This is a genomic window from Pseudomonas sp. UBA4617, from assembly GCF_002386445.1.
Taxonomy (GTDB): Bacteria; Pseudomonadota; Gammaproteobacteria; order Pseudomonadales; family Pseudomonadaceae; genus Aquipseudomonas.
In genome coordinates, this window is sequence record NZ_DGIR01000039.1 from 92,182 (window position 1) to 109,980 (window position 17,799).

General features: G+C 62.7%; 14 protein-coding genes and 2 tRNA genes. 11 read left to right on the top strand and 5 right to left on the bottom strand.

Annotation, left to right across the window (positions count from 1 at the left end):
* The first annotated feature begins 74 nt into the window (after nt 1-74).
* Both B4L76_RS17820 and B4L76_RS17825 read left to right on the top strand, forming a co-directional pair.
* Entirely contained in the window at nt 75-1,277 is a 1,203-nt protein-coding gene (locus B4L76_RS17820; protein WP_296234323.1) for a fumarylacetoacetate hydrolase family protein, read from the top strand.
* Nucleotides 1,278-1,373: 96 nt separating this feature from the next.
* Nucleotides 1,374-3,161 (top strand): IlvD/Edd family dehydratase, encoded by a 1,788-nt coding sequence (locus B4L76_RS17825; RefSeq protein ID WP_296234324.1) that lies wholly within the window; start codon nt 1,374-1,376, stop codon nt 3,159-3,161.
* Nucleotides 3,162-3,275: 114 nt separating this feature from the next.
* On the opposite strand, the gene B4L76_RS17830 is transcribed toward B4L76_RS17825, so the two are convergent.
* Nucleotides 3,276-4,112 carry a deoxynucleotide monophosphate kinase gene (locus B4L76_RS17830; protein WP_296234326.1) on the bottom strand — a complete coding sequence of 279 codons (837 nt, stop codon included), beginning with the start codon at nt 4,110-4,112 and terminating at the stop codon, nt 3,276-3,278.
* 177 nt (nt 4,113-4,289) lie between these two features.
* Between B4L76_RS17830 and B4L76_RS17835 the strand changes: the two genes are divergently transcribed.
* From B4L76_RS17835 to B4L76_RS17860, 6 genes are all read left to right on the top strand, one after another.
* Nucleotides 4,290-5,276, top strand: a complete 987-nt coding sequence (locus tag B4L76_RS17835) for a DNA polymerase III subunit delta' (RefSeq protein ID WP_296234329.1) — start codon at nt 4,290-4,292, stop codon at nt 5,274-5,276.
* A 30-nt stretch (nt 5,277-5,306) separates the two neighbouring features.
* Nucleotides 5,307-6,089, top strand: coding sequence for a TatD family hydrolase (locus tag B4L76_RS17840; protein ID WP_289129650.1), 783 nt, complete (start codon nt 5,307-5,309; stop codon nt 6,087-6,089).
* 373 nt (nt 6,090-6,462) lie between these two features.
* Nucleotides 6,463-7,098: a TetR/AcrR family transcriptional regulator gene (locus tag B4L76_RS17845; protein ID WP_003260720.1), complete on the top strand. Its 636-nt coding sequence runs from the start codon at nt 6,463-6,465 to the stop codon at nt 7,096-7,098.
* 105 nt (nt 7,099-7,203) lie between these two features.
* On the top strand, nt 7,204-8,172 hold the full coding sequence (locus tag B4L76_RS17850) for a GTP 3',8-cyclase MoaA (RefSeq protein WP_296234332.1): 969 nt from the start codon (nt 7,204-7,206) through the stop codon (nt 8,170-8,172).
* A gap of 66 nt (nt 8,173-8,238) precedes the next feature.
* The gene (locus B4L76_RS17855; protein ID WP_296234333.1) at nt 8,239-8,844 is read left to right on the top strand and encodes a DUF4823 domain-containing protein; all 606 of its coding nucleotides are present in this window, start codon (nt 8,239-8,241) and stop codon (nt 8,842-8,844) included.
* Between the two features lie 10 nt (nt 8,845-8,854).
* Entirely contained in the window at nt 8,855-9,412 is a 558-nt protein-coding gene (locus B4L76_RS17860; RefSeq protein WP_296234335.1) for a DUF1285 domain-containing protein, read from the top strand.
* Nucleotides 9,413-9,468: 56 nt separating this feature from the next.
* On the opposite strand, the gene B4L76_RS17865 is transcribed toward B4L76_RS17860, so the two are convergent.
* Nucleotides 9,469-9,544: transfer RNA gene (locus B4L76_RS17865), tRNA-Asn, on the bottom strand.
* A gap of 62 nt (nt 9,545-9,606) precedes the next feature.
* Nucleotides 9,607-10,803, bottom strand: coding sequence for an amino acid aminotransferase (locus tag B4L76_RS17870; RefSeq protein WP_225776885.1), 1,197 nt, complete (start codon nt 10,801-10,803; stop codon nt 9,607-9,609).
* A 286-nt stretch (nt 10,804-11,089) separates the two neighbouring features.
* Between B4L76_RS17870 and uvrB the strand changes: the two genes are divergently transcribed.
* Complete coding sequence (uvrB, locus tag B4L76_RS17875; protein ID WP_296234338.1) at nt 11,090-13,105, top strand: excinuclease ABC subunit UvrB; 2,016 nt, start codon at nt 11,090-11,092, stop codon at nt 13,103-13,105.
* 48 nt (nt 13,106-13,153) lie between these two features.
* Here the strand turns inward: uvrB and B4L76_RS17880 are convergent, their stop codons facing one another.
* Both B4L76_RS17880 and B4L76_RS17885 read right to left on the bottom strand, forming a co-directional pair.
* Nucleotides 13,154-14,704: an MDR family MFS transporter gene (locus tag B4L76_RS17880; RefSeq protein WP_296234340.1), complete on the bottom strand. Its 1,551-nt coding sequence runs from the start codon at nt 14,702-14,704 to the stop codon at nt 13,154-13,156.
* On the bottom strand, nt 14,694-15,749 hold the full coding sequence (locus B4L76_RS17885; protein WP_296234341.1) for an HlyD family secretion protein: 1,056 nt from the start codon (nt 15,747-15,749) through the stop codon (nt 14,694-14,696). Before B4L76_RS17885 ends, B4L76_RS17880 begins: the two co-directional genes overlap by 11 nt.
* 144 nt (nt 15,750-15,893) lie before the next feature.
* Between B4L76_RS17885 and gltX the strand changes: the two genes are divergently transcribed.
* Both gltX and B4L76_RS17895 read left to right on the top strand, forming a co-directional pair.
* Entirely contained in the window at nt 15,894-17,375 is a 1,482-nt protein-coding gene (gene gltX / locus B4L76_RS17890) for a glutamate--tRNA ligase (protein ID WP_296234343.1), read from the top strand.
* 333 nt (nt 17,376-17,708) lie between these two features.
* Nucleotides 17,709-17,784: transfer RNA gene (locus B4L76_RS17895), tRNA-Ala, on the top strand.
* Nucleotides 17,785-17,799: the final 15 nt, after the last annotated feature.

The window sequence follows — 17,799 nt, forward strand, 5'->3', positions numbered from 1 at the left end:
TGAAAAGATGCCATTGGAGTTTATCGCGTGGCTTGCCTAGCGTGCAGTTTTCCTGTTCCGAGAGATCTGATGCCATGCCGATGACCCTCACGCCCGCCAATACCCTGCCCGAGGATGGCCTGACCGGCACTCTGATCGGTCGCGCCTGGACCCCCGGCGAACCTGGGGGGCCTTCATTGATCACTTTGCGTGCCGACGGCGTGTTCGATCTCAGCGAACGTTTCGCCACCCTCAGCCAACTGCTGGAAAGCCAAGAGCCGGTGCAGGCCGTGCGCAGCACCCCAGGCCGCTTCCTTTGCAGCGTCGAGGCCCTGTTGGGCAATAGCGGCGAAGCATTCGACGCCAACCTGCCTTACCTGCTCGCACCGGCCGACCTGCAGGTGATCAAGGCAGCAGGCGTGACCTTCGCTGCCAGCATGATCGAGCGGGTGATCGAAGAGCAGGCCGGTGGCGATGCCAGCAAGGCCGAGGCCGTGCGCGCCACGGTGCGCTCGGTGATCGGCGATAACCTGCGGGCAGTACGCCCCGGTTCACCACAGGCCATGGCGCTCAAGTCACTGCTGATCGAACAGGGCATGTGGTCGCAGTATCTGGAAGTCGGCATCGGCCCGGATGCCGAGGTGTTCACCAAGGCCCCGGTGCTGGCGGCGGTGGGCAGTGGCAGCGCTATTGGCGTGCATCCCCATTCGGCCTGGAACAACCCCGAGCCCGAGGTGGTGCTGGCGGTGGACAGCCGCGGTCGCATCCACGGCGCAACCCTGGGCAATGACGTCAACCTGCGTGATTTCGAGGGGCGCAGCGCACTGCTGCTTAGCAAGGCCAAGGACAATAACGCCTCGTGCGCGGTGGGCCCGTTCATTCGCCTGTTCGACGAAACCTTCGACCTGGATGCGGTGCGCCGCTGCGTGGTCGACCTGGAAGTCGTGGGCAGTGACGGCTACCGCCTGGTCGGCAGCAGTTCGATGGACCAGATCAGCCGCGACCCAGAAGATCTGGTCCGGCAGACGCTCAATGAAAACCATCAATACCCCGACGGTTTCCTGCTGTTCCTTGGCACGCTTTTCGCCCCGACCGAGGACCGTGACCTGCCGGGTGCGGGTTTCACCCACAAGCCTGGCGACCAGGTGCGCATCGCCAGCCCCTTGCTGGGCCAGTTGCACAACCAGGTGACCACGAGTGACAAGGCCCGCCCCTGGACCTTCGGCCTCGGCGCGATGATGCGCAACCTGGCTGCCCGAGGGCTGCTGCAACACTCTGTCGGGGAAGCCTGCCCTTGATCACAGGGTTGGCAGCGGCGCCCAGTGGTGCACAGCTCTGCACATGCCAGCGTGTTGCAACGCTGACGGTTGCCAATAAATACAAGAGAGAACGACATGACCGATACCCCGAAACGCCCGTTGCGCAGCCAGCAATGGTTCGACGACCCGAGCCACGCCGACATGACCGCGCTGTACGTCGAGCGCTACATGAACTACGGCCTGACCCGTGACGCACTGCAATCGGGCCGGCCGATCATCGGCATCGCCCAGACCGGCAGTGACCTGACGCCCTGCAACCGCCACCACCTGGAACTGGCCCAACGGGTCAAGGCGGGGATTCGCGATGCCGGAGGCATCCCCATGGAATTTCCGGTGCACCCGATCGCCGAGCAGAGCCGCCGGCCTACCGCCGCGCTGGACCGCAACCTCGCCTACCTGGGCCTGGTGGAAATCCTCCACGGCTACCCGCTGGATGGCGTCGTGCTGACCACCGGCTGCGACAAGACCACCCCGGCTTGCCTGATGGCCGCTGCCACCACGGACATACCGGCCATCGTGCTGTCCGGCGGCCCGATGCTCGATGGCCACCACCAGGGCCAGCTGATCGGCTCGGGCACGGTGCTGTGGCATGCGCGCAACCTGATGGCCGCGGGCGCAATCGACTACGAAGGCTTCATGGAGATGACCACCGCCGCCTCACCGTCGGTAGGCCATTGCAACACCATGGGCACGGCACTGTCGATGAATGCCCTGGCCGAGGCCCTGGGCATGTCGCTGCCAGGCTGCGCAAGCATCCCCGCGCCCTACCGCGAACGCGGGCAGATGGCCTACGCCACCGGGCGGCGCATCTGCGAGCTGGTGATGCAGGACGTGCGGCCGTCGTCGATCATGACCCGCGAGGCATTCGAGAATGCCATCGCCGTGGCTTCGGCCCTGGGCGCTTCGAGCAACTGTCCACCGCACCTGATCGCTATCGCCCGGCACATGGGCATCGAGCTGTCGCTGGACGACTGGCAGCGCATCGGCGAGAACGTGCCGCTGCTGGTCAATTGCATGCCGGCAGGCAAATACCTGGGTGAAGGCTTCCACCGCGCGGGCGGCGTTCCGGCGGTGATGCATGAACTGCGCAAGGCCGGCCGTCTGCACGAGGCATGCGCGACGGTCAGCGGCAAGACCATCGGTGAGGTGGTTCGCGACACAGCCACCAGCAATCGCGAGGTCATCCTGCCGTTCGATGCGCCGCTCAAGCACAACGCCGGTTTCATCGTGCTCAGCGGCAATTTCTTCGACAGCGCGATCATGAAGATGTCAGTGGTGGGCGAAGCCTTCCGCAAGACCTACCTGGCCGAACCGGGCAAGGAAAACAGCTTCGAGGCCAGGGCCATTGTGTTCGAGGGGCCGGAGGACTACCACGCGCGCATCGACGACCCGGCACTGGACATCGACGAGCGTTGCATCCTGGTGATTCGTGGCGCCGGCACCGTGGGCTACCCGGGCAGCGCCGAGGTGGTGAACATGGCGCCGCCGGCGGCACTGATCAGGAAAGGCATCGATTCGCTGCCGTGCCTGGGCGATGGTCGCCAGAGCGGCACCTCGGCCAGCCCGTCGATCCTCAACATGTCGCCGGAAGCGGCGGTGGGCGGTGGCCTGGCATTGCTGCAAACCAACGATTGGCTGCGCGTGGACCTCAACCAGCGACGGGTCGACCTGCTGGTGGACGAAGAAGAGGTGGCACGCCGCCGTGCGGCGTGGAAGCCGAACATCCCGGCCTCGCAGACACCCTGGCAGGAACTCTATCGTCAACTCGTGGGGCAGCTGTCCACCGGTGGCTGCCTGGAACCGGCGACGCTGCACATGCGTGTGATTGCCCGTGAAGGGGGGATGCCGCGGCACTCCCATTGAGTGGCCCCCCGGGGCTTGGAACTGCCTCGTGACCGGCAACGCTGGCAGTTCCACCCTGCGGCAATTCACAGTCCATGTGCCGGCATGGCCTGGTCGCGATCGTTCTGTATTTCCTTATTGCCTTGCGAGCGATTTCTCACAAGCCGTTACGGGCTTGCTTTGCTGCCATGCGTGCTGGACAGCTGCCTGCAGGTCACCCAGAGAACCTGCGTTGGTGATCAGCAGGTCGCCGGGTGCCTGGGCAATGCCGTGCTCGGAAGAATGTGCGTTGACCCTCTGAAGGTTTGGCCGAACGATGTGCCAGATCAGGCCGTTGTGGCCGCGAAGAAATGCGGCTTCGTTTTCAAAGCGGATGTCTTTGAAGATCACGGTCGTAGCGTCAGCAGGGATCTTGCTGCGCGGTTTCAACTGTTCGAGAGGGCGTTTGGCGCGCCGGGCGTCATAGTCCGGGTACAAGGCGTATGCGTGGCCTTTGAGTAGCTCGATGGCTTCCGCGGGTGAAAGACCCCAGGTGGGGTCCTGGCTGGCCAGGAGCTTTGGGTCTGACAGCTGCTCATCAGTGAAATCGAAGATGGCTTGGGCGGCCAGGGTAAATGGGGTGTGGTTTGGCTTCGAAGGTGAAGCCTTGATCGCACCGCTCTGTGCGGCCGCAGGTGGATTGATTTCGCGTTCCGCTCGGATCAGCCAGTGGTCTGGGTTATGATTGCGCATCCATTCGGTACCAACCGTCTGGAAGAATTCTCTTGGGGAGCGAGCCCACAGATCGATGCGCTGCTCCTTGATGTCATCGCTCCATGTCTCGGCCTCGGTGAGACCAAACAGCGCCTGGCAACCAAGCTTGAGAGGATCGGCAAGTGCGTAGGCAGCAACCCCTGGGTAGCTCAGCAGCATTGAAGCTACGGTGTCCTTACCAGACCGAGCCAGGGCTGCAAGGCCGATGATTGTTCGCATGTCGTACTCCCCGTTTGCTGCCCGAACTCCTGTATTTACTGGGCTTCAAGGGCGTTTACGTTTTCGAGAAAGGATTGTAACCCACAGTGTTTACGTTTGGTGAAAACCGAAAACATGATGCCATCCATGCCTGTCAGGGCGGCGGGCGCGGTTTGCCTGTCGAGCGTATTGCCACCCATGGCTGAAGTCTTTCCCTGGCAGCAGGCCCTGTGGCAACAACTGGCCGGCCGCAGCCGGCACGCTCACGCCTACCTGCTGCACGGGCCGCAGGGCATCGGCAAGCGGGCGCTGGCCGAGCGCCTCATGGCGCGTCTGCTGTGCCAGCAACCCCAAGGCCTGGAGGCCTGTGGTGGGTGCAAGGCCTGCCTGCTGCTGAAGGCCGGCAGCCACCCGGACAATTTTGTCCTCGAACCCGAGGAAGCCGACAAGCCGATCAAGGTCGACCAAGTGCGCGACCTGGTGGCTTTCGTGGTGCAGACGGCACAGCAGGGCGGGCGCAAGGTGGTGCTGATCGAGCCGGTGGAAGCGATGAACGTCAACGCCTCCAACGCCCTGCTCAAGAGCCTCGAAGAGCCTTCCGGCGATACCGTGCTGCTGCTGGTTTCCCATCAGCCCAGTCGCTTGCTGCCTACCATCAAGAGCCGCTGCCAGCAGGTTGCCTGCCCGCAGCCCAGCCTGGCGCAGAGCCGGGCCTGGCTGGCGAGTGCGCTACCGGAGAGTGACGAGGCCGAGCGTGATGAATTGCTGACGCTGGCTGCCGGCTCACCGTTGATGGCAGTCAGCCTGCAGGCGCAAGGTGTGCGCGAGCAGCGGGCGCTGGTGACTGACGGGGTGAAGAAACTGCTCAAGCAGCAGCAATCGCCCAGCCAGCTGGCCGAAGCCTGGAACAACGTGCCGCTGCTGCTGCTGTTCGACTGGTTCTGCGATTGGGCGCAGCTGATCCTGCGCTACCAATTGACCCAGGACGAGGAGGGGCTAGGCTTGGCCGATATGCGCAAGGTAGTCCAGTACCTGGCGCAGAAGAGCCGTCAGGCCAAGGTGCTGGAGGTGCAGGCGTGGCTCCTGGAGCAACGCCAGAAGGTACTGGGCAAGGCCAACCTCAATCGCGCCCTGTTGCTTGAGTCGCTGCTGGCCCACTGGCTGCAATTGCCGGGCGCCCGCTGATTTTCATTTTTTCATGTGTGCCGTTATCTCATGCTCGTAGATTCTCATTGCCACCTTGACCGGCTTGACCTCAGCGCCCACCAGGGCTCTCTCGATGCTGCCTTGCAGGCGGCGCGGGAGCGCGGGGTCGGGCATTTCCTGTGTATCGGCGTCAGTGCCGAAAATGCCGGCGCGGTGAAGGCGCTGAGCGAGCGGTATGCTGATGTCGACTGCTCGGTGGGCGTGCACCCGCTGGATCTGGCCCCGGGTGAAACCCCGGCGCTGGAGTGGCTGCTGCGCGAGCTGGCCCACCCGCATGTGGTGGCGATTGGCGAAACCGGGCTGGATTACCACTACGAGCCGGAGGCTGCCGAGCTGCAGCAGGCTTCGTTCCGCCTGCACCTGGAGGCTTCGCGGCAGACCGGCAAGCCGGTGATCGTGCATACCCGCGCGGCGCGCGCCGATACCCTGGCGCTGCTGCGCGAAGCTGCTCTGCCGCAGGCGGGCGTGTTGCACTGCTTCACCGAAGACTGGGCGATGGCCAAGGCTGCGCTGGACCTGGGGTATTACATCTCACTCTCTGGCATCGTCACATTCCGTAATGCCGATGCCCTGCGTGAGGTGGCGCGGCAGGTGCCGGTCGATCGGCTGCTGGTGGAAACCGATTCGCCGTACCTGGCGCCGATCCCTCATCGTGGCAAGCCGAACCTGCCACAGTACGTGCGTGAGGTCGCGGAGTATGTGGCTTCGTTGCGGGGGGCCAGTTATGAGCAGCTGGCCGAACAGACCACGGCCAATTTCAAGCGGCTGTTCCCGCTGGCACGCGTGGCTTGATTCACAAAGGGCAGGGGCCAGTCGCCCCCGCCCTGATACCCCGCGCAAGCACACAAAAAAAACCCGGGTTCTGGGGGGGAATCCGGGTTAAGACCATTAGGAGTAAAACAAAGGTACGCGGTCCCTGAGCACCTTTATCGGCGCGCCACTTGGGGGGGATGCGCCGCGCCAACACTTGAAGTATTGGCCAGGTTTGGCGCAGTGCCAGTGTCTGTTGGTCGTTTTTTAAACAGATTTGGAATACGCCGGCGTTTCATTCCTCCCGCAGCGCATGGCTGTATGCATCATGAAACATAGACATGCGTGGATGATCCGTGCAATTTCCCGCAAGTTAGGCATAATAAACCGCTTCGATTGTCATCCAGTCCTTCCTATGCAGAAAGAACCTCGTAAGGTCCGTGAGTTTCGCCGTCGCGAACAGGAAATCCTCGATACCGCGCTCAAACTGTTCCTCGAACAGGGTGAAGACAGCGTCACCGTCGAGATGATCGCCGACGCCGTGGGCATCGGCAAAGGCACGATCTACAAGCACTTCAAGTCCAAGGCGGAAATCTACTTGCGCCTGATGCTCGACTACGAGCGCGACCTGAACGCGCTGTTGCACTCGGCCGACGTTGACCGCGACAAGGAAGCCCTGTCGCGCGCCTACTTCGAGTTCCGCATGCGCGATCCGCAGCGTTACCGGCTGTTCGACCGTCTGGAAGAAAAGGTGGTCAAGGGCAACCAGGTACCGGAAATGGTCGAGCAATTGCACAGCATCCGTGCTTCCAACTTCGACCGCCTGACCCAGCTGATCAAGGGCCGTATCAGCGAAGGCAAGCTCGAAGACGTGCCGCCGTATTTCCACTACTGTGCAGCCTGGGCGCTGGTGCATGGCGCCGTGGCGCTGTACCACTCGCCGTTCTGGAGCAACGTGCTGGAGGACCAGGAAGGCTTCTTCCAGTTCCTCATGGACATTGGCGTACGCATGGGCAACAAGCGCAAACGCGACCCGGAACCCTCGAACTGACGCATTTCGAGGCTTGCACCTGAAACCGGCATGAAGTGGGGGCTTGCAAAAACCTGATTTATAAGTCAGGTTTTGTCGGCCCCACCACCCATGCCGGAGTCATTCATGATCGTCGATCGTCAAGGCAGGCGATTTCGCAACCTGCGTGTCAGCCTGACGGCTGCCTGCAATTATGCCTGCACCTACTGCGTCCCTGACGGCAAGCGCCTGGTGGCGGCGCAGGACGAGTTGCCGGCAGCTTCTCTGGCCCGTGGTGTCGCCTACCTTATCGAGGCAGCTGGCATCGAGCGGTTGCGTATCACTGGCGGTGAGCCACTGGTCAGCCCGCGTCTGGGGGACTTTCTGACGGCTGTGGCCAGACTCGACCTCAACGATATCTCGCTGACCACCAATGGCCAGCTGCTGACGCGCAAATTGCCACAGCTGCAGGCGGCGGGTATTCGCCGGCTCAATATTTCCCTTGATACGCTGGACCCTCGGGCCTTTCGCCGCATTGCCCGCGGGGGTGACCTGGCCAGTGTGCTGGCGGGCATGGAGCAGGCTGGCGCGCTTGGCATGCAGGTCAAGGTGAACATGGTACCGATGCGCGGGCACAACCTCGACCAGGTGCTGCCGCTGCTGGACTACTGCCTGGCGCGCGGTTTCGAACTGCGTTTCATCGAGCTCATGCGCATGGGGCACCTGGCCCGTGACCACAACGCCTTTGTGCAGCAATTCGTCGGCCTTGATCAGTTGCTGGCCTTGATCGCTGAAAAGCATGCCTTTGCCCAGGTGGACGCGCCGCTGGACGCCACCGCCTTGCGTTATCAAATCTCGGGCAAAGGCCATTTCGGTGTAATTGCCAACGAGAGCCTACCGTTCTGCCGCAGCTGCTCACGGCTGCGCCTTTCGTCTACGGGCTGGTTGCATGGCTGCCTGTCGTCGGGGAATCGCCACTTCGTTGGCGATTTGCTGGAAAAGCCGCGCCACCAGGCGCTCCCAGCCCTGCAGCGCCTGCTGGTCAAGGCCCTGGCAGACAAGCAGGATGTAGCCTTTTCCGGTGACGTGATGGTGATGAAGGTGATCGGCGGCTGAAGCTGGCGCAAAAGCTGCATCCGCCGGCTATCCGCCGGTTTTTCGTCGCCGGCAACTGGAGGAAAGATGCGTAGCCTGGTTTTGCTGCTGGCGCTGATGGCGCTGGGCGGTTGTATGAATGTCAGCGATATGGGCGAGGGCGTCCGCTATCACTTGAGCGATGCCGGTTTGCTGGACCACAGCGATACCCGTCGCACCCTGTCGATTCGCCTGCAGCCCGATTCGTTCATCTTCATCGGCCAGGGCGCGTTCGTGCCGCCGGGCAAGGGGCCGGTGCCACGGCAGAACGCAGTGGCCGAGCAGGCGTTCAAGAGTTTCGTCGAATACTTCCCGCTGGTACGCCGTGCCCAGGGCCCACTGGGCCTGGAGGAGGCCATCGCCCAGGCACGCTCGGTGGGGGCCGATTATGTGCTGTACACCCGCTTTGCCCGTACCGACGACCGAATCGGGAACGGCGACGAATGGTACGACGAACAGGCGATCGACCGCCTGGGCTGGGACACCGGCGTGGTGCAGATGATGCTGATCGAGACCAACACCCGTTACCTGATCGACACTGCGCGTATCAAGAGCCGTGGCGGTTTGTTGACGCTGCACGATAATACCCCGGAAGATTTGCTTGCGGCGCCGATGCGCGAGTACGCTCGTAGCCTTCTGGGCATGAGTGAATGAGGCAGGCGCGATGAGCGATTCCGGCAAGGCCAATGATCTTCTTGCGCAGCTTCCCAAGGTCAAGGGCCTGCCGCCAGTGCATCTGTGGAACCCGGATTTCTGCGGTGACATCGATATGCGCATCGCCCGCGATGGCACCTGGTATTACCTGGGCACCCCCATCGGGCGCAAGCCGATGGTGCGGCTGTTTTCCACCATCATCCGCCGCGATGGCGATGCCTATTTCCTGGTGACCCCGGTGGAAAAAGTGGGCATCCGCGTGGACGATGCGCCGTTCGTGGCGGTGGCGCTGGACGTTCAGGGGGAAGGGGAGCAGCAGGTGCTGCGCTTCACCAGCAATGTCGAGGATCAGGTGGAGGCCGGGCCTGCCAATCCGCTGCGCGTGGTGATCGACCCGAAGACCCAGGAGCCGTCGCCGTATGTGTTGATGCGCAGCAACCTCGAAGCCCTGATCCATCGCAACGTGTTCTACCAACTGGTGGAACTGGCAGTACCGCGGGAGATCGATGGCGAGGAGTGGCTGGGTGTGTGGAGCCACGGTGTGTTTTACCCGATCGGGCGCTGCTGACGGCGATGCAACGAAAAAGCCCCCGGTGCTTGCGCATCCGGGGGCTTTTCAGTGTTTGGCTCCGCGACCTGGACTCGAACCAGGGACCCAATGATTAACAGTCATTTGCTCTACCGACTGAGCTATCGCGGAATCTGCGCGTATCTTACTGATTGCCAGGGGGAAGTCAAGCCACCCCCTGCCAAATCAAGCAGTTACAGCACTTCGACGATGGCTTTGGTGACCACGTGGATGTTGCTCTGGTTCAGTGCGGCTACTGCAATGCGGCCGGTGTCCAGGGCATAGATGCCGAAGTCGTTCTTCAGGCGGGCAACTTGCTCCACGGTCAGGCCCGAATAGGAGAACATGCCGACCTGACGGCCAACGAAGCTGAAGTCGCGCTTGGCACCGTACTGGGCCAGCAGCTCGACCATCTGCTTGCGCATGCCATGGATGCGCTCGCGCATTTCGGCCAGTTCGGTTTCCCACATCTGGCGCAGTTCGGCACTGTTCAGCACGGTGGCGACGATGGTTGCGCCATGGGTCGGCGGGTTGGAGTAGGTGGTGCGGATCACGCGCTTGACCTGCGACAGCACACGGGTGCTTTCGTCCTTGGACGCGGTGACGATCGACAGCGCACCGACGCGCTCGCCATACAGCGAGAACGACTTGGAGAACGAGCTGGACACGAAGAACTCCAGGCCAGACTCGGCGAACAGGCGTACGGCAAAGGCGTCTTCGGCGATGCCGTCACCGAAGCCCTGGTAGGCCATGTCGAGGAATGGCACGTGGCCCTTGGCCTTGACCACTTCCAGCACGTTTTTCCAGTCGTCCAGGTTCAGGTCGACACCCGTTGGGTTGTGGCAGCAGGCGTGCAATACCACGATCGAGCCGGAGGGCAGCTTGTTCAGGTCTTCCAGCATGCCGGCGCGGTTGACATCGTTGGTCGGCGCGTCGTAATAGCGGTAGTTCTGCACCGGGAAGCCGGCCGATTCGAACAGGGCGCGGTGGTTTTCCCAGCTCGGGTCGCTGATGGCGACCACGGCGTTCGGCGAGATACGCTTGAGGAAGTCGGCGCCGATCTTCAGCGCGCCGGTACCGCCCACGGCCTGCACGGTGACCACGCGGCCAGCGGCCAGCAGCGGCGACTCGGCGCCGAACAGCAGCTTCTGTACAGCCTGGTCGTAGGAGGCGATGCCGTCGATCGGCAGGTAGCCGCGCGAGGCGTGCTGGGCAGCACGCTGGGTCTCGGCTTCGATCACGGCACGCAGCAGCGGAATGCGGCCTTCCTCATTGCAGTAAACGCCCACGCCCAGGTTGACCTTGTCGGTACGTGGGTCGGCGTTGAATGCTTCGTTGAGGCCCAGAATAGGGTCGCGGGGTGCCAGCTCGACAGCGGAAAACAGGCTCATTGTTACCTTGGCTCTGATTGGAGTGTGATAGGACGTACACGCTCCAGCCGAATGCACTGAAGCGGTGCACAAACGGGGTGTCAGTATAGTGATACCGGCCGGTCACCGCGACACTATGGCGCAGCTTTTCCAGCCATTTGCGCAAATATTTTACAACCATTGGTCTAAATGCCAGGTCCACCGTAACAAGCATTCACGGCCATGCCGTCAAAGCACCCCCGGCGTCCGCATTTAGGTATAGACTACTGGCTAAATTTACAGTTGCCGCAACACCGCGAGGTCCGTCATGTCCGAGTTCCAGCTCGTCACCCGTTTCCAGCCGGCCGGCGACCAGCCCGAGGCCATTCGCCAGATGGTCGAAGGCATCGAGGCGGGGTTGTCGCACCAGACGTTGCTCGGGGTGACCGGCTCGGGCAAGACTTTCAGCATTGCCAACGTCATCCAGCAGGTGCAGCGCCCGACCCTGGTGCTGGCGCCGAACAAGACCCTGGCCGCGCAGCTGTATGGCGAGTTCAAGGCGTTCTTCCCCAACAACGCGGTGGAGTACTTCGTTTCCTACTACGACTACTACCAACCCGAAGCCTATGTGCCGTCGTCCGATACCTTCATCGAGAAGGACGCGTCGATCAACGACCATATCGAGCAGATGCGCCTGTCGGCAACCAAGGCGCTGCTGGAGCGGCGCGATGCGATCATCGTCACCACGGTCTCGTGCATCTACGGCCTGGGCAGCCCGGAGACCTACCTGAAGATGGTCCTGCACGTCGACCGCGGCGACAAGCTCGACCAGCGTGCGCTGCTGCGACGCCTGGCCGACCTGCAATACACCCGCAACGAGATGGACTTCGCCCGCGCCACCTTCCGCGTGCGTGGCGATGTGGTCGACATATTCCCGGCCGAATCGGACCTCGAGGCGATCCGCATCGAACTGTTCGATGACGAGGTGGAGAACATCGCCGCCTTCGACCCGCTGACTGGCGAGGTCTTCCGCAAGCTGCCGCGTTTCACCTTCTACCCCAAGAGTCACTACGTAACCCCGCGGGAAACCCTGCTGGATGCGGTCGAAGGCATAAAGGAAGAGCTCAGGGACCGTCTGGAATACCTGCACAAGGCCAACAAGCTGGTGGAGGCGCAGCGCCTCGAGCAACGGACCCGCTTCGACCTGGAGATGATCCTGGAGCTGGGCTACTGCAACGGCATCGAAAACTACTCGCGCTACCTCTCCGGGCGCCCGGCCGGTGCGCCGCCGCCGACCCTTTACGACTACCTGCCGCCTGATGCTCTGCTGGTCATTGACGAGTCCCACGTCAGCGTTCCGCAGGTAGGCGCCATGTACAAGGGCGACCGCTCGCGCAAGGAAACCCTGGTCGAATACGGTTTCCGCCTGCCCTCGGCGCTGGACAACCGGCCCATGCGTTTTGACGAGTGGGAGGCGGTCAGCCCGCAGACCATTTTCGTGTCCGCCACGCCGGGCCCATACGAGGCCGAGCACGCCGGGCGCGTGGTCGAGCAGGTGGTGCGCCCGACCGGCCTGGTCGACCCCCAGGTGGAAGTGCGGCCGGCGCTGACCCAGGTCGACGACCTGCTGTCGGAAATCCGCAAGCGTGTGGCACAAGGCGAGCGGGTGCTGGCCACCACGCTCACCAAGCGCATGGCCGAAGACCTCACCGACTACCTGGCCGACCACGACGTGCGGGTGCGTTACCTGCACTCGGACATCGACACCGTCGAGCGGGTGGAGATCATCCGTGACCTGCGCCTGGGGACCTTCGACGTGCTGGTTGGCATCAACCTGTTGCGCGAGGGCCTGGACATGCCCGAGGTGTCGCTGGTGGCAATCCTTGATGCCGACAAGGAAGGCTTCCTGCGCTCCGAGCGCTCGCTGATCCAGACCATCGGCCGCGCGGCGCGCAACCTCAATGGCCGGGCCATTCTGTACGCCGACCAGATTACCGGTTCGATGCAGCGGGCCATCGACGAAACCGAACGCCGTCGCGAGAAGCAGATCGCCTTCAACCAGGCCCATGGCATCGTGCCCAAGGGCGTGGTCAAGGACATCACCGACATCATGGAAGGTGCCACCGTGCCTGGCGCGCGCAGCAAGAAGCGCAAGGGCATGGCCAAGGCAGCGGAGGAGAGTGCCCGTTACGAGGCCGAGCTGCGCACGCCAGGCGAGATCACCAAGCGCATCAAGCAGCTGGAAGAGAAGATGATGCAGTTCGCCCGCGACCTGGAATTCGAGGCGGCGGCGCAATTGCGCGACGAGATTGCCCAGCTGCGGGAGCGGTTGATTACCAGCTGAAGCCTGGCGGGGGTGCTCCAACAGGACCGCGCCGCATCTGTAGCAAGCCTAATGGGCTTCCCCGGCCTTCAGCCCCTCCGGCAGCTTGCGGGTCATCAGCACCGCCACCATGCTCACCGCCAAGCCGATGCCGACAAAGTGGAAGGCATCGTTGTAGGCCATGATCAACGCCTGCTGATGGGTAATCTCGCTCAATTTACCCAGCGCGGCGTTGTCATTTCCCAGTCGCTCTGCCAGTTGTGCCAGGCGCTCCGCCACCTGAGGGTTGCTTGGCACCAGTGCTTCCCTCAGGTAATCGAAGTACACCTTGGTCCGCGCATCCAGCAGCGTGGCCAGCAGCGCAATGCCGATCGCCCCGCCCAGGTTGCGCAGGATATTGAACAGGCTCGACGCCGACCCGGCATCCTGCGGCTGGATATACGCCGTAGCGATCAGGGAGATGGTCACCATGATCATCGGCTGGCCGATGGCGCGGATGATCTGGATATGGTTGAACTGCGGCCCGGCGAAATCCGGGTTGAGCACCCCCGAGCCGAAACTGGCGGCACCGAACAGGCAGAACCCCAAGGCGCACAACACCTTGGGCGACACCACTTTCATCAACTGCGGCACCAGCGGGATGAGGAACAGCTGCGGGATGCCCATCCACATGATCACCTCACCGATCTGCAAGGCGTTGTAGCCCTGTATCTGTGCCAGGTACAGCGGCAACAGGTAGATCGAGCCATACAGGCCCACGCCCATGCCCAGGCTGGCGATGCTCGCCAGGCCGAAGTTGCGGTTGCCGAGGATGCGCAGGTTGATCAGTGACTGTGGTCTGGAAAACTGCAGGATGATGAAAGTGATCAGGCTGACCAGGGCGATGCTGCCGAGGCCGACGATCAGTTGCGATTCCAGCCAGTCCTTGCGGTGGCCTTCTTCCAGAAACACCTGCAGGCAGCCCAGCCCCAGCCCCAGGGTGACGATACCGGCGTAGTCGGTACTTTTCAGCAGCTCCCAATGTGCGTCCTTCTTCTCCAGCCCGTACAGCAGGCCGGCGATCATTACCAGACCGGGCGGGATATTGATGTAGAAGATGTATTCCCAGCCCCAGTTTTCAGTCAGCCAGCCACCCAGGGTGGGGCCGATCGAGGGGGCGAAGGTGGCGGTCATGGCAAACATGGCCATGCCCTTGGCACGGTGGTGCTCGGGCAGCTTGATCAGGGTCAGGGTGAAGGCCAGCGGGATCAATGCTCCGCCGGTAAAGCCCTGCAGGGCGCGGAACAGGATCATGCTTTCCAGGTTCCAGGCCATCGAACACAGCAGCGACGACAGCAGGAAGCCGCCGGATACCCACACCGCCAGGCGCCGCGCCGACAGTAGTTGCACCAGCCAGGCGGTGAGCGGAATCATGATGATCTCCGCCACCAGGTACGAGGTGGAAATCCACGAGCCTTCCTCCAGCGTCGCCGACAATGCGCCTTGGATGTCCTTCAGCGACGAGTTGGTGATCTGGATGTCCAGCACCGCCATGAAGGCGCCGAGCATCACGCTCATTACCGCGATCCAGTCGCGCCGGGTCGGCTCCGCAGTGGGCCTGAGCAACACGTCACCGGCCATTTCGGCCTTCGTCTTCGCTGCGCAGGTCGACGGTGGCGGTCACCGACATGCCCGGGCGGATGTGCCCGTGCAGCGGGTTGTCGGCGCGGAAGGTCAGCTTGACCGGAATGCGTTGCACCACCTTGGTGAAGTTGCCGGTGGCATTGTCGGGCGGCAACAGGCTGAACTGGGCGCCTGAGGCGGCGAACAGGCTGTCGACCCGGCCTTCGATCGGTGTGTCGGGATAGCTGTCGAACAACAGTTCGGCGCGTTGCCCGGGCTGCATGCGGCCGATCTGGGTTTCCTTGAAATTGGCCTGCACCCAGATGTCTTCGTCCGGCACGATCGACAGCAGGTAGGCACCGGCCTGCACCACCTGGCCGTCACGTGCATTGCGCTGGCCAATGGTGCCACTGATCGGCGCGCGTATTTCACAGCGGGTCAGGTTCAGTTCGGCCTGGGCCAGGTCGGCGCGGGCATTGGCGATTTGCGCATCGAGGCGCTTGAGTTCAGCGCTCAGCGCGTTGACCTGCTGGCGCTGGCTTTGCAGGTCGGCGCGGGCCTTGTCGACCTGCGAGCCGGCGACATGGCTGTCGGCCGACAACGTGGTGACCCGTTCCTCCGAGACGAAGCCCGGCTTGCGCAGCTTCTCGGCGCGGCTCAGGTCCAGGCGCGAGCGGTCGAAGGTGGCCTGGCTTGCCGCCACCTGGGCCAGGCCTGCGGCAATCAGGCTGGCCTGCTGGGTGAGGCGGCTTTCTGCCTGCAGCTGTTCGGCCTCGCGGGTGGCCAGGGCGGCGCGAGCACGTTGCACGGCAAGTTCGAAGTCGGCAGCCTCCAGGCGCACCAGCAGGTCACCCTTGTTCACGTGCTGGTTGTCCTCGACCGCGACGGCATCGATACGCGCGCCCAACTGGCTGGAGATGCGCGTGATCTCGCCCTGCACGTAGGCGTTGTCGGTGCTTTCGTAGAAGCGCCCCTTGAAGTACCAGTGGCCCAGGAAGGCGAGGGCAACGGTCGCCACCAGGATGAAGAAGGCCAGCAGGCGACGTTTGAGTTGGGCAGGCATGGGCACTATCGTTCGGGAAAATGTAAACAAATTTAACAGCGGCATGGTGGCTATCGACAAGTGTCGTTCGCGCCATTGCTGGAGCCCGGTGCCTGCCTCCTGCTAACATCCCGCCTTTGTTTCATCTTTCGTTCGAGACCTTCCATGACCACCGTACGCACGCGTATCGCGCCATCGCCCACCGGCGACCCCCATGTCGGCACTGCCTACATCGCCCTGTTCAACTACTGCTTTGCCAAGCAGCACGGCGGTGAGTTCATCCTGCGCATCGAAGACACCGACCAGCTGCGCTCCACGCGCGAGTCGGAACAGCAGATCTTCGATGCCCTGCGCTGGCTCGGCATCGAATGGAACGAAGGCCCGGACGTCGGCGGCCCGCACGGCCCGTACCGGCAGAGCGAGCGCGGCGAGATCTACGCGAAATATGCCAAGCAACTGGTTGACGCAGGCCATGCCTTCTATTGCTTCTGCACCGCCGAAGAGCTGGAGCAGATGCGTGCCGAACAGCAGGCTCGTGGCGAAACCCCGCGCTACGATGGCCGCGCGCTGTTGATGAGCGCCGAGGAAGTGCAGCGTCGCCTGGACGCTGGCGAGCCGCACGTGATCCGCATGAAGGTGCCGAGCGAAGGCGTGTGCGTGGTCCCGGACATGCTGCGTGGCGATGTAGAGATCCCTTGGGACCGCATGGACATGCAGGTGCTGATGAAGAACGACGGCCTGCCGACGTACTTCCTGGCCAACGTGGTCGACGACCATCTGATGGGCATCACCCACGTGCTGCGCGGCGAAGAGTGGCTGCCATCGGCGCCCAAGCTGATCAAGCTGTACGAATACTTCGGCTGGGAGCAGCCCAAGCTGTGCTACATGCCGCTGCTGCGTAACCCGGACAAGTCCAAGCTGTCCAAGCGCAAGAACCCGACTTCGGTGACCTTCTACGAGCGCATGGGCTTCATGCCCGAGGCGATGCTCAACTATCTGGGCCGCATGGGCTGGTCGATGCCGGACGAGCGCGAGAAGTTCTCGCTGGCGGAGATGGTCGAACACTTCGACCTGTCGCGTATTTCGCTGGGTGGCCCGATCTTCGACATCGAGAAGCTGTCCTGGCTGAACGGCCAGTGGCTGCGCGAGCTGCCAGTCGAAGAGTTCGCCGCGCGCCTGCAGAAGTGGGCGTTCAACAGCGACTACATGATGAAGATTGCCCCGCACGTGCAGGGCCGGGTGGAAACCTTCAGCCAGGTTGCCCCGCTGGGCGGGTTCTTCTTCGAAGGTGCGCTGAAGCTCGACGCCAAACTGTTCGAAAGCAAGAAACTGTCGGCCGACCAGGTGCGCCAGGTGATCCAGCTGATCCTGTGGAAGCTCGAAAGCCTGCGCCAATGGGAAAAGGAGCGCATCACCGGTTGCATCCAGGCGGTAGTCGACGCGCTGGAACTGAAGCTGCGTGACGCCATGCCGCTGATGTTCGCCGCCATCACCGGCCAGGCCAGCTCGGTGTCGGTGCTCGATGCCATGGAAATCCTTGGCCCGGACCTGACCCGCTACCGCCTGCGCCAGGCCCTGGACCTGCTGGGTGGCGTGTCGAAGAAAGAAAACAAGGAATGGGAAAAGCTTCTGGCGTCCATCGCCTGAGCGCCTTTTGAAGGCACTGGCCGAACCCTGTAGGAGCTCCTTGGGTCGCGAAAGGGCCGCGAAGCGGCCACGGCATTTTTTGCCCTGGCGGCGAAATTCCCGGATCGCTTTGCGGCCCTTTCGCGACACGAGGCCGCTCCTGCACGGGCGCGGCGCTTCGATTTACCGGGGTAGGGTGGTAAGTGATTGTTATCTGTGAAAATTTTTTTGAATATTTTGAAAAATTAGTTTGACAGCCCTGCAATCCGATCTTAATATGCGCCCCGTCCACAGCGATGAACGAAAACGAAACGCCAGGCACCCAGTCAGCGCTTCGGTTCAGAGCGACATTGTGGGGCTATAGCTCAGCTGGGAGAGCGCCTGCATGGCATGCAGGAGGTCAGCGGTTCGATCCCGCTTAGCTCCACCAAATTCCGTTTGACAG